Annotated in this window: 5 protein-coding genes; 4 read left to right on the top strand and 1 reads right to left on the bottom strand. The window is 41.2% G+C overall.

Going from position 1 to position 13,344, the window contains the following annotated elements; all coding sequences use genetic code 11:
- Nucleotides 1-4,134 carry a two-component regulator propeller domain-containing protein gene (locus KQP79_RS07580; protein WP_061447808.1) on the bottom strand — a complete coding sequence of 1,378 codons (4,134 nt, stop codon included), beginning with the start codon at nucleotides 4,132-4,134 and terminating at the stop codon, nucleotides 1-3.
- Between the two features lie 395 nt (nucleotides 4,135-4,529).
- Here KQP79_RS07580 and KQP79_RS07575 point away from each other — a divergent pair, with 395 nt between their 5' ends.
- The 4 genes from KQP79_RS07575 to KQP79_RS07560 are packed head-to-tail and all read left to right on the top strand — an operon-like array spanning nucleotide 4,530 to nucleotide 13,037.
- Entirely contained in the window at nucleotides 4,530-7,703 is a 3,174-nt protein-coding gene (locus KQP79_RS07575; RefSeq protein ID WP_004311414.1) for a SusC/RagA family TonB-linked outer membrane protein, read from the top strand.
- Between the two features lie 19 nt (nucleotides 7,704-7,722).
- A complete protein-coding gene (locus KQP79_RS07570; RefSeq protein ID WP_008774779.1) occupies nucleotides 7,723-9,369 on the top strand; it encodes a RagB/SusD family nutrient uptake outer membrane protein in 1,647 nt (548 codons plus the stop codon).
- Nucleotides 9,370-9,383: 14 nt separating this feature from the next.
- Entirely contained in the window at nucleotides 9,384-10,787 is a 1,404-nt protein-coding gene (locus tag KQP79_RS07565; RefSeq protein ID WP_008774778.1) for a glycan-binding surface protein, read from the top strand.
- A gap of 24 nt (nucleotides 10,788-10,811) precedes the next feature.
- Entirely contained in the window at nucleotides 10,812-13,037 is a 2,226-nt protein-coding gene (locus tag KQP79_RS07560; RefSeq protein ID WP_117514346.1) for an endo-1,4-beta-xylanase, read from the top strand.
- Nucleotides 13,038-13,344 lie beyond the last annotated feature (307 nt).

Here is a 13,344-nt window from a genome sequence, read left to right as displayed (position 1 = left end):
TTACATCTGTTGTTCTTTATATTCACTCGGTGAAATTCCGTAAAAGTCTCTGAATGTATTGGAAAAATGAGAGAGGTTGGAGAAGCCTGTAGCGTATGCAACTTCCGAAACGCTTAGATTCTTCTCACGTAGCAGATTGGCAGCTTGTTTCAGTCTGATAGAACGAATGAAATCTCGTGCTGACTGATTAGTCAACTCCTTTAATTTGCGGTGCATATGTACGCGGCTCATTCCAACGTTGGCTGCCAGCATCTCTACATTAAGGGTAGGGTCGGCAAGATGGTCATTGATGGTTTTCATTACTTTACTCATCAAGATCTCATCATTGGACTTCATTTCTATCTTTGTTATTTTTTCTTCTACTTGTTGTTCACCTACCAGTTTGCCGCGCAGTCTTTCCCGATTGGCTATCAGATTACTGATAGTAGTTCGTAATAATTCAGTGTTGAATGGTTTTACGATATAAGCATCTGCTCCAATTTCAAGCCCTTCGATTTGGTCTTCGGCTTTCGATTTGGCGGTTAATAATATAATCGGTATATGATTGATATTGATATTCTGTTTTATTTTCCGGCAGAGAGTGATCCCATCCATTTCGGGCATCATAACATCACTGATGACGAGATCGGGTTTCTCCTTCAAAATGGTTTCCAGTCCTTCCCGTCCATTTGTACATTCATAGATACGGAAATCACTATCCAGTTCGCTACGTATGTAGCGGCGTATTTCTTCATCATCTTCTACGATTAAGACGCGATAACGTGTTTTTGCTTTGGGTTTCCTGTACTCGTTAGTTTTGTTTTCTTCTTCCGTTTCATAGATCGAATCTTTGGGAAGTTGGGAGATTGTTGGTTCGCTTCCGGTTTCTTCAGGATTTTCCAGTTCTTCTGCTTTCAAGTGATTACTACCTAACGGCAGGCGGATGATGAAACGGGTTCCTTGTCCGTCTTCGCGGTTTTCTGCTTTGATGATGCCGTGGTGCAGTTCCACTAACGACCGTGAAAGATGCAGTCCGATTCCTGTACCGAAATTAGATTGTGTCATGTCGTTGTCAATCTGATAGAAACGTTCGAATATTTGTTCTATTTTGTTTTTGTCAATACCGATTCCGTTATCGGTGATATCTATCTCGAAATAATCTTTCAAAGCACTCCGGTAGGCATCGTTGTGACCGGTTTTCAATGACACTTCGATATTTCCTCCCTCATGTGTATATTTGAAAGCATTGGAAAGGACATTCATCAATACTTTGTCAAAGTTATTTAGATCAATCCATACTTTCAGAGAATCAGCACCTTCCAGTTCTTTTTCGAAAGTAAATGTGATGTTCTTTTTTTGCGCTTGATAATTGAATGTTTGCATCAAGTCATTGATAAATCCTACGATGTCTGTTTCCCGGAATTTCAGATGCATTTGTCCTTTGTCCAGTTTTCGTATGTCCATCAGTTGATTGATCAGACGTAGAATACGTTGGGCATTCCGGTAAATCATGAGATAAACCGGTTGTTTCTCGGAATGTTCGGCTAACAGTTTCTCTAACGGGCTGATGATAAGAGTCATCGGGGTACGTATTTCATGTGAGATATTAATGAAGAATTGTAATTTGGCTTCGTTAATCTGTTCCATGTGTTTTTGTCGCATCACTTCTTGCCGGTGGCGGATACGTGACAGAATATACATGGTAAGAGCATAGATTAGTAATGCTCCGAGGCATCCCCAGATTACTTTTGCCCACCAGGTCTGGTACCAGGGTGGAGTGATGGCAATAGTAACTGTGCGGATATTAGAGAAATTATTATGGTCGCGTGCCTGTACGGAGAAAGTGTATTTCCCCGGTTTCAGACTGCTATAAGTCACCCGGTTTGTTCCCGGTTGCGTACTGATCCATTCATCGCCTAATTCTTTTATCTTATATTGATAACTAATCCGGTCGGGATTGCTGAATTCCAAAACAGAAAAATCAATGCTGAATGTATTTTCATTATATGCCAGTGTAAATTGCTCGGTATCCATGACAGCAGTATCAGTGATGACATTGTTGCCGGATTTATCCCCTTTTTTCACAGGGCGGTTAGCAACGTGAAAGCCGGTAATCAATACATTCATTTCTTTTTTGATTTCGGTGATATCCTGGGGGTAGAAAGCTGTTACTCCATTGGTACCTCCAAAAAATATCTTGCCGCGTTTATCTTTAAATACAGCAGTGCGCGTAAACTCATTTCCTTGCAGACCGTCGCCTGCATAATAGTTGATAAACTTCTTTTCCGGAGGATTCAGTTTGGAGATTCCCTGATGGGTACTGATCCATATATTTTTTTTCTCGTCTTCAGCCAGGCCGCAAATAATATCACTGGGGAGTCCATCGGCAGTAGTGAAAAGTACAGGTGTTAGTCTGTCTTTATTCAGGCAGACCAATCCTTCGGAAGTACCAGCCCAGATCTCTCCATTACTACTTTCCAATAAACTGTAAACGACATACCCGGGGAGGAGATTGTTTTGCTTTTTATAATTGATAAAATTGTCCGTTTGAGGATTGAGTACGGCCAGACCTTTATAAGTGCCGATCCATATCATTCCCTCTCTATCTTCCAGTAGGTAGCTGATCCAATCGTTTGGAAGTCGGTTGATGCTCCAGTCATCGTTTTCGTTGCGGGTAGATTCGTAATAGGTGACATGTTGAGTTGGTAAATTGATTTTGTATAAGCCCGAACCATAAGTACCCACCCAGAGATTCTTGTTTTTGTCTTCAATGATGCAGGAAACTTTGGGCTTGCCTGCGTTAAGATTTCCTTGTAAAAGCGAGGTGGCATCTTGACATGTTCCGGTTTGTTTGTTCATCCGTGCCAGACCATTGAAGTAAGATCCTAGCCAAAGTTCCTGATTGGAATCTTCATAGAGACATAGGATAGTGCCGGGGACAGATTGGGGATTACCTGCCTGATGGGTGTAATGGCGTAATTGTTTTCCCTGATCGTTTATGGCATATAATCCGTCGTTATCCGTACCTATCCAGATTGTAGCTTGTTCATCTGTATGAATAGCCATAACACAGCTGGAACCAATGGTGTTGTTGTGTATTGATTTGTAGCCGTAGTAGTCGAACTTATTTGAAATGCCGGGCACTAGTATCAAACCTTTCTGAAAAATGCCCAGCCATAAATTGTGATCTTTATCTTCGATTAACGAGTGAACCTTGGATTTGGAGAAGTCAAAGGGACCCGCATTAATCTCACTGTCCACAATAATATCTTGTTGAGGCTGATATTCTTTTACTCCTTCACCGTCTGTTCCTATGATAAGTTTTCCACGGGTATCAATGATGAGAGTCCGGATATTCAAATTCATCCGGTTTTGGTAGAGGACAGGTTCGAAGTTTCCTTCCTGTCGGGATGATAGTCTGAAAAGACCTTTTGTCAAGGTTCCTACGAAAATTTGTCCGTGTGCATCCTCACAAATGGCAGAAACGTCATCACCTGCTATATGATAAGGTGCTTTATAGCTTTTAAGCTCTTTATTTTCCGGAGAATAACGGTAAAGTCCTTTTTCTTCTGTAGCAATCCATAAATTTTGCCGGGAATCTTCGAAAATGACATTCAGGTAGTTACTACCTATCCGGTCTGTCAGTTCGGTTTCGATATGGAAGGAGGCGGGATTGCTGTTCTTTTTTAGGGATATGGCGCCTTGTCCGGAAGTTGCTATCCAAAGATCTCCGTTCCGGCGTTCAATAATGGAAGTGATATGAGGATTCTTTCGTCCGTCTTTCCGAGAGATGAATAATTCGTGAAAGTTGTCTGTGGCGCGGTCATATCGCTGTAAGCCATTGATGCATCCGATCCAGAAATTACCGCGACTGTCTTCGAATAATGTCCGTACATAGTTGTTTTTCAAACTGGTGCTATCCGTAGCATTATGTCGATAGATCGAGAAACGTGTCCCGTCGAATTTATTAAGTCCGTTTTCGGTAGCTATCCAGATAAATCCTTTCCGGTCCTGATATACGGCATTGATCAGACTGTTGGAAAGTTCTTTGTCTGTTGAATAGAATTTGCCGGTCTGTGCTTTCATAACAGGAGTGCTTCCTATCAGGAAATAGTATATGGAAAAAAGGAATAGGATTTGTGCTTTCATACTCATTAATATAAGCAGGGTTTATTGGTGCTTTTTATATAGACAAAGATACTATATTAAATTAAAATAGCATTAGCTTTGTTACTTTTCCTTTTACTGATGTTACGTGCAAACCCTTTAGGGATGCTTCTGGGAGGGGTATGTAACGGGTGTGCAATAGCTTGTAACGTACATGCAAGTGTATGTAACCGCCTGTCAATTGCTTGAAACAAAATCTCCACCTATGCTTGATATATTATCCATAAATTTGCATTAACCAAAAAAATGAATTGTCGGACACCTTAAAATAATAACTGCTTATGGAAACATGAATTCCTTACTCTATTCCTTATTATAAATAAGAAGAGAAAAACCTATAACTTGGATTAACCACTATCATTATTAATTAAAAAAATGATTTTATGGAAAGCACAAATCATTATTTTCGACCGTTAGGTCTTATCATTCTTTTCTGCCTCTTCCCTGTATGGGTATTGGCACAGACTGTTTCCGTGACGGGGATGGTCAAAGATGCATCGGGCGAACCGATTATCGGAGCCAGTGTAGTAGAAGCTGGCACTACCAATGGTATAGTTACCGATTTGGATGGTAATTTTAAGTTGAATGTATCAGCCAAAGGTAGCTTGAAGATTTCTTTTATCGGATATCAGACACAAACGATTCCTGTAGCCGGGAAAAAGCAGTTTGATATTACCCTCAAAGAAGATGCAAAAGTATTAGACGAAGTAGTTGTAGTTGGATATGGTCAGATGAAACGTAGTGACCTGACCGGTTCTGTTGTATCGGTCAACGATGAAGCCATTAAGAAATCTGTAGTGACTTCCGTTGACCAGGTACTGCAAGGACGTGCTGCTGGTGTGCAGGTACAGGCTAATAGCGGTATGCCCGGTGGTAGTTCTTCCATCCGTATTCGTGGTATCAACTCTTTGAATGCCTCCAATGAACCTATCTTTGTCATTGACGGTGTTATCATCGACGGTTCCACAGGTTCGGGAAGTGATAATGCACTGGCATCTATCAATCCTTCGGACATCGTCTCTATGGACGTATTAAAGGATGCTTCCGCCACTGCTATTTATGGTGCGCGAGCTGCAAACGGTGTGATTATGATTACTACCAAACGTGGACAGAAGGGTGAGGCGCAAATAACTTATGACGGATATATAGGATGGCAGGAAATGCCTAAAAAACTGGATATGCTGAATCTGCGTGAATATGCGGAGCATAAGAATGTTCGTTCAGGAAAAGACTATTCGGGAAATGATTGGGGAATAGTGAACAAGGATAATAACTTTGTTCGTCCGGATTTACTAGGTGAGGGTACAGACTGGCAGGATGAGATGTTCTCTAAAGCTATGATGACCAGTCATAATCTTTCTGTGACCGGAGGTACTGATAAAAGTAACTATGCATTGGGAGCAGGTTACCTCAATCAGGATGGTATTGCTGTTGGTTCAGGGTTCAGGCGTCTGAACTTACGAGGTAGTTTTGATGCCCAGGTGAAGAGCTATTTAAAAATGGGTATTAACTTTGCGTTTAGTAATTCCCGTCAGAAATTGACTGTATCTGACGAGTCGTTGATTAGAACTGCTTTATTGCAGAGTCCGAGTGTGGCTGTTCGTAATGCTGAAGGCACATTTGACGGACCGGATACGGACGAATGGGTACAAACGAATCCGGTGGGTCTTGCCATGATTAAGGATAACCGCAACGAGAAAATGGGTATTCGGGCAAACACCTATGCTGAAGCTACTATCATTGACGGACTGACGTTTAAAACGGAATTGTCTTTCGATTATGGGGTAACTAATACTTATAAATTTGATCCCTCATATACTTTTGGTGCGATTGAAAATACGGACCGTCAGGGGACTTTCTCCAAATCATATAATAAGTTCTGGAGTTGGAGAAATATCGTGAATTACATGAAAACTTTTGGAGTGCACAATGTGAATGCAATGATTGGCCAGGAAATGCAGGAGAGCAAATGGGAATATCTGATGGGAAGCCGTATGGGATATTTGTCCAATGCTGCAACCGACCTGACATTGGGAGATGCCGCAACAGCCAAGAATAATGGTAATAGTGGAGAAAGTTCGATTTTATCTTATTTCGGCCGTCTGTTCTATTCATACGATGACAAATATCTGTTGACATTTACTCTTCGTCGCGACGGTTCTTCCAAATTCTACAAAGATAATCGTTGGGGATGGTTCCCGTCGGCTGCTTTGGCTTGGAAGGTTTCCAATGAATCTTTTTTGAAAGACAACAATATTATTAATAATCTGAAATTGCGTTTAGGATGGGGTGTTGTAGGTAATCAGAATGTGCCTAATAATGCATATAAAGCCATTTATTCATCTGTTGCTACCGTTTGGGGAACAGGATTGCTGGCTGGCAATACTCCGAATCCCGAATTGAAATGGGAGTCTACTTATTCAAGTAATCTGGGACTTGATATTAATCTTTTCCAGAACAGGATTGAATTGATAGCCGATATTTATTATAAGAAAACAAATGATTTGTTGTTGCAAGTGCCTCTTCCTGCTTACGTGGGAACTTCAGGTCAGGGCTCTACTTCCGCACCCTGGAAGAATGTGGGTTCTTTGGAGAATAAAGGACTTGAGTTGACTTTAAATACAGTGAATATTGATAAAGGCGGATTTCAATGGAGAAGTAACGTGGTATTCTCTATGAACCGTAATAAAGTAAAATCGCTGGATACGGCAACCAGCCTGATAGATAAGAGTAATCAGACAGGCGAAACAATAACCGTACTGACACGTACATCAGTAGGAAACCCTATCGGACAGTTTTATGGTTATAAAGTGATTGGCCGCTTTGAAAAGGCTACTGACTTTTACTATAAAGATGCTTCCGGAGCAATTAAGCCGGTAGCATTGCCTGAAGGTATGTCGATTTCCAAGAATAGTATCTGGATTGGTGATTATATTTTTGAAGATGTAAACAAAGACGGTGTTATCAATGAACAGGACCGTACTTATATCGGTAATCCTGAACCGGACTTTACTTTCGGCTTCGGTAACTCTTTCTCTTATAAAGGCTTCGACTTGAGCATTAACCTGACCGGATCGGTGGGAAATGAAGTTGTAAACTGGGGGCGTCGTGAACTTGAAAATCCACGGGGCAATAATAATATCCTGAAATCGGCGTTGGATTATGCACAACTGGCTTTGATTGATCCGAATGGTCCGGATGATTATCGGAATATACAGATTGTAGGCGGTGACCCTTATGCTTGCCGTATGGCTATTGCCAAAGGGACAGATGATTCCAATTATCGTTTCAGTGACCGCTTTGTGGAAGATGGTTCTTTCCTGCGTATTCAGTCTATCTCTTTCGGCTATACGTTCCCGCGTAAATGGTTGGCACCGATTGGTATTCAGAATCTGAAACTTTATTGTAACCTGCAGAATGTATATACATTCACAAAATACAAAGGGATGGACCCGGAAATAGGTTCTGCCAATCAGGACGCTTTGCTTACAGGCTTTGATAACTATCGTTATCCTTCTCCGCGAATTTATACATTCGGTCTGAATTTAACCTTTTAATCATTTAAAGTGACTAAATATGAAAACAAGTAAATATATATACTCTTTCATGTTGGCTGTAGCTTTGGCGTTTGCAGGATGCAGTGACTTCCTCGATTCTGAAGATAACTCCAATATCGCAGGAGATAACTTTTATCAAACGGAAGATGATTTCCGGGCAGCAACAGCTCCTTTGTATAATAAGGTGTGGTTCGACTTTAACGATAAGTTCTATTATGGACTGGGTGATGGACGCGGATTCAACCTTTGTGCGACAACCTCTAATTATATCTATCCTTTTGCCGATTTGACCGAAACCGGATTGACGGGGCCGTTAGTTTCGGCTTGGGGCTCATTATACAATATAGTACAGCAAACTAATAAGATTATTAACGGGATCAAAGGTAACTCATCCAATAGCGAAGAAGTGAAGAACCCATATATTGCTGAAGCACGGTTCATGCGTGGAGTTGCTTATTCCTATCTGGCGATGTTATGGGGAAATGTTATTATAAATGAGGATACGGATGAACTGGTGGCTAATCCAATTGTCAATACTAGCCCGGTAAGTGATGTCTATGAATTTGCGATGCGTGACTTGGAATTTGCGGCAAAATATTTGCCGGAGGTTTCTTCTGCTGCCGGACGTGTCAATAAATACAGTGCCTTTGGCATGTTGTCGCGTGTTTATCTGACGTATGCCGGTTATAGTAGTAACCCTAATAGTGCGACCCGTAATCAGGACTATCTGGATTTGGCAAAGAAAGCGGCTTTAAAAGTGATAGAAAACAGAAATTTTGAACTGATGACTGATTATGCCGATTTGTTTATGATTGATAAAAATAACAACTCGGAAACACTATTTGCTTTACAATGGGTTAGTAATGGTACGTATGGGGAATGTAATACGATACAGGACTATTTTGCTTGTGAGTCGGCTATTACCGGTAATGACCGTGCATGGGGCGGTTATGTTTTTGCACAACCGGACGTGATTTGGGAGTATGAAAAAGGAGATAAACGGCGTCAGCCGACTTGGATGGCTTATGGCGATCATTATCCTGAAATACAGAAAGCAAACGGAGGATATACTTGTGAGAAGAAAGCATCGGGTACTGTTTCCGGAATTTATTGTAAGAAATATGTTTGTGGTTCTAGCAAAGATAATGCGAAGATCACTTCCGGAAGTACTCCTATCAATACTTACATGTTGCGTCTGGCAGAAGTATATCTGATTTATGCAGAAGCTATATTGGGAAATAATCCTTCAACAGATGATGCCGATGCAATGGAATACTTTAACAAAGTGCGCAAGCGTGCCGGTTTGGAACCCCAAAATTCGATTACTTACGAAGATATTCGTCGTGAGCGTAGACTGGAACTTTGTCTGGAAGGACAGTATTGGTATGACTTGGTACGTAGAGCTTATTATAAACAACAGGAAGTACTCAATTATATCACCGGACAGGATAGGGGTACTGCTATTCCTGTAGTATGGGATGCGGATACACAGACTTTGAAGAGAGACGAGGATTCGGATGAAACGAAGCGTGCCATAGGTGACGTCGATTCCAGTATATTCCTTCTTCCTTATCCGGAATCGGAGACTGTGCAAAATCCTTTGTTGAAAGCAGATCCTGTGCCTTATGCATTTAAGGAAGACAGAATAACTGATTTGTTTAATTAAAAACGAGAATACGAATGAAAAGCTTGATATATAAAAATAGTATGAAAGCATTTGGCTTATTGGTGAGCCTGCTCATCTGCTCTTGTTCATTTGTTTCGTGTGACGACGATGACGATAATGGCGGAAGTTCTGTGATGAACATAACAGGGATCTATCTGGAAGACGCGAAGTCGAATGTTCCTGACCGTTTGGTTGATTTTGCCCGTTTGGGACAACTGATCCGAATTGAAGGTGAAGGATTCAACGGATTGAAGAAAGTGTATATTAATGGATATAACTGTTATTTTAATCCGGTATTTGTTTCGAATAAATCTTTTCTGGTTAGTGTGAACAGTAAAGTTCCGACTACAGAAGCAGACGAGAATGTACGTAATACAATTCGTTTGGTAAAAGATGGCGGTGAATACGTTTATGATTTCCAGATTCGTGCTGCTGCACCGTCTATAACGAAAATCTCCAACTGTATGCCGAATATAGGTGAACCTATCATTGTTTACGGAAGTGGATTGACGGAAATAGCAAAAGTCGTTTTCCCCGGAAATGTGGTGGTGACAGAAGGTATTATTTCTGATCTTGACGGTGAATATTTTATGGTGGATATGCCTGCCGGAGTTTCTGAAGAGGGCGGTTCTATTTTCGTAGAAGGTTCGAATGGTGGTGCTTATTCTCCTGCCTATTTCAATTATAAGAAAGGCTTGTTGTTGAACTTCGACGGAGTGGGTGCACAAGGAGCATGGGGCGATTCTGAAAGTATGATTCAAACAACCGAACTGGAATCTGCTTCGATTGGTGAAGGTAATGTGTCGCAAGGTGCTTACTGTCGTTTGCCATTAGAAAGACAGTTGCCGGTGGCAGCAGCGAAGAATCGTTGTGCTGAAGTTTGGACAGCTGGTAATGGCACTGATCCTGACTGGTTGACGCTGGGTGTCCCTGCTGAAACTCCTGTTGCCGAATGTGCTATTCAGTTTGAAATTTATGTGCCCGAACCTTGGTCTGAATCCGGATTCCTGAAGATTTGTGGTCAGAACGGATTCAATGGTGGAGAATGGGAGAGAGACTGTTATAATTACGTACCGTGGCTTGTAGGCGGAAAGATCGTTCCTTTCCAGACAACCGGTTGGCAGACTGTAACTGTTCCGTTCAGTGAATTCTACAAATCGAAAGCATCCAGCGGAGCTTGGACCACTTTTGCCGATGTGGCCGCTACCCGTGCATCTGCTTCTTATGCCAACTTCGGTTTCTATTTTGAGAACTCTGATATTACATTGGATAAGATCACAGGTGCGAGCTCGGATAAAGAAACAGAGTTTCTATCCAAAACAACTTCCGTGAAGATTTATATTGATAACTGGCGTGTCGTACCTTTGACGAAGCCGGAATATACCGATTTCCCGGATGAAGAAGAGGATGCAGAATAATAATGACTTTAAATTGAAAAGATTATGAAATACAGAAATATGCTTCCGTTTGTTGCCTTGTCGGTGCTGATATTGACATCGTGTGACGATAATAAGATGGAGTGGTATAAAGACCCTACACATGGAGCGGTTACTTCTTCCGAACTGCCTTTACAGTTGGCTGAAAAGATTTCCCGTTACAAGCCGTTGAAAGAATATTTATCCGATCCCAACTTTAAGTTGGGTATCGGAGTGGGGATGGATGAATATCTTGGTGACGAGACAACGACTACCATTGTGAATGAGAACTTTAATGATCTGACGATAGGATATGCCATGAAGCACGGTCCTATGGTCGATTCTAAAGGGAATTTGAAATTTGATAAGGTAGATCAATTGTTTACAAAGACTACAGAAGCGGGTATAAGCATTTATGGACACTGTCTGATTTGGCACACTAATCAGAATGCGAGTTATCTGAATAGTCTGATTGCACCGGAAGTTATTCCGGGACCGGCGGGCAGTAATTTGTTGGATCTGTCAGGCATTGAAGATGGAACCTTTGATGGCTGGAATCGTAAAAATGGAAGTGATGCGATGTCCATTGTGGAAGGGGAAGGACTGACAACTACTTCCAAAGCATTGAAATTTACAGTAGGATCTTCTGTAACGGCTGCTCATTCTGTGCAATTATATACTCCTGACATTTCAGCAGTAAGTGGGCATAATTATGAAATTTCATTTTTTGTCCGTTCGGATAAAGCTGGTAAAGCCCGGTTGACTTTCGCTGGGTTAGGAAATAATTATCCATATAAAGACTGGTATGCTACAGGTGGCAGTTGGACGGAAGCTTTTGAGACAACGTCTCAATGGCAGCAGGTGAAGATCACAGTGAATGATTTTGTTAGTACTACATTTCAGATTGCATTTGAATTTGGTTATTTGCCGGATGTGACTTATTATGTAGATAATATTGTTGTGACAGACAAAGATGCCGATCCTACTGTGGTTAATCTGATTTCTAACGGAGATTTTGAAAGCAAAGCTATTACTCCTTGGGGAGCTTGGAGTAGTGGAAAAGCCGCGATTTCGGAAGAAGGTGAAGGATATGGAAGTTCATATTCGATGAAGCTGACTAGTTCTGTTGACGGAGGGGCGGGCAATGCATATAAGGCACAGGCTGGATATGGCTTTGATACTCCTTTGGAAGTCGGCAAGACCTATGAGTTCTCTGCTATGATTAAAGCAAGTGTCTCAACTACTTTCCAAATTCAAATTCAGAACTCAACGAGTTATGCAGGTGAATGCTATGTAGATGGAAATGTGAGTACGACTTGGACAGAATTTAAGAAAGAATTTACAGTGTCTAAAGAGGATATGAATCGATTCTGTATCAATTTCGGAGTTAGTGCGGGTGATTATTATATAGATAATATCGTATTGTCGGAGAAAGTGGTGGAGACACGTGCTGTCACTCGTGCTTCCGGTCCTACTATCATTGAGAAGACCGACGAAGAAAAAGCCGAGATTATCAGAGATGCTATGGAAGACTGGATTTCAAAGATGGTTACCCATTGCAAACCTTATGTTCATGCATGGGACGTAGTCAATGAACCAATGGATGACGGAAAAACATCAGACATTAAGACTGGTAAAGGCAAAACTGATCTGGCTTCTGATGAATTCTACTGGCAAGATTATTTCCTGACTCCGAAAGACTATGCAGTAGAAGCTTTCAAACTTGCCCGTCAGTATGGAAATCCGGATGATAAACTATTCATCAATGATTATAATCTGGAATATAACCTCAATAAGTGTGACGGTCTGATTAAATATGTGGAATACATCGAAAGCAAAGGGGCCATAGTGGATGGTATTGGTACACAAATGCATATTGCTATTGATTCCAATAAAGACAATATTGCTCAAATGTTCCAGAAACTGGGTGCTACCGGCAAGTTGATTAAAGTATCCGAGTTGGATATTAAGGTTAACACCTCGTCGCCTACTACTGAAAATCTGGCACAACAGGCAGAAATGTATCAGTATGTTATTGATATGTACAAGAAGTATATTCCGGTGGATAAACAATATGGTATTACCATCTGGGGAGTATCGGACAATGAAAAAGAACATGTGAATTGGATACCGAATGACGCTCCGAACCTTTGGGATGCTAATTATGCACGTAAACATGCTTATAAGGGAGTAGCCGATGGTTTGGCTGGTAAGGATGTCAGCGAAGACTTTACCGGAGATTTGGAATTATAATAATTAAAGAGGGGGAGAGTGAGGGTTACAGTAGTTGTTATCATCCTGGAGCGGATCGAATGAATAACAATAACTACTGTAATCCGCTCTTTCTAAAACTTTCGTTTTCCTCCTGTTCATCGGTGGTTTCAGCTTGAATGTAACATTGCAACAAGTTTTTGTAACATACGTAAACGATGATGTAACAAGCGAGTAATGATTTGAATCAGAATTTCTGGGTAAGTGGGAAGAAACTTCCTAAGTTTGCAAAGTGGAATCCCGATGGATTTCTTCTCTTGCTAAATTATCATGAAATAAAGACATATAA

This window comes from Bacteroides sp. DH3716P, assembly GCF_025914115.1.
Taxonomy (GTDB): Bacteria; Bacteroidota; Bacteroidia; order Bacteroidales; family Bacteroidaceae; genus Bacteroides; species Bacteroides ovatus.
This window is presented reverse-complemented; position numbering and strand designations above follow the sequence as displayed.

Coding starts and splice junctions, on each gene's coding strand:
- KQP79_RS07580 (WP_061447808.1), bottom strand. CDS start 4,134: ATGAGTATGAAAGCACAAATCCTATTCCTTTTTTCCATATACTATTTC.
- KQP79_RS07560 (WP_117514346.1), top strand. CDS start 10,812: ATGAAATACAGAAATATGCTTCCGTTTGTTGCCTTGTCGGTGCTGATA.
- KQP79_RS07570 (WP_008774779.1), top strand. CDS start 7,723: ATGAAAACAAGTAAATATATATACTCTTTCATGTTGGCTGTAGCTTTG.
- KQP79_RS07575 (WP_004311414.1), top strand. CDS start 4,530: ATGGAAAGCACAAATCATTATTTTCGACCGTTAGGTCTTATCATTCTT.
- KQP79_RS07565 (WP_008774778.1), top strand. CDS start 9,384: ATGAAAAGCTTGATATATAAAAATAGTATGAAAGCATTTGGCTTATTG.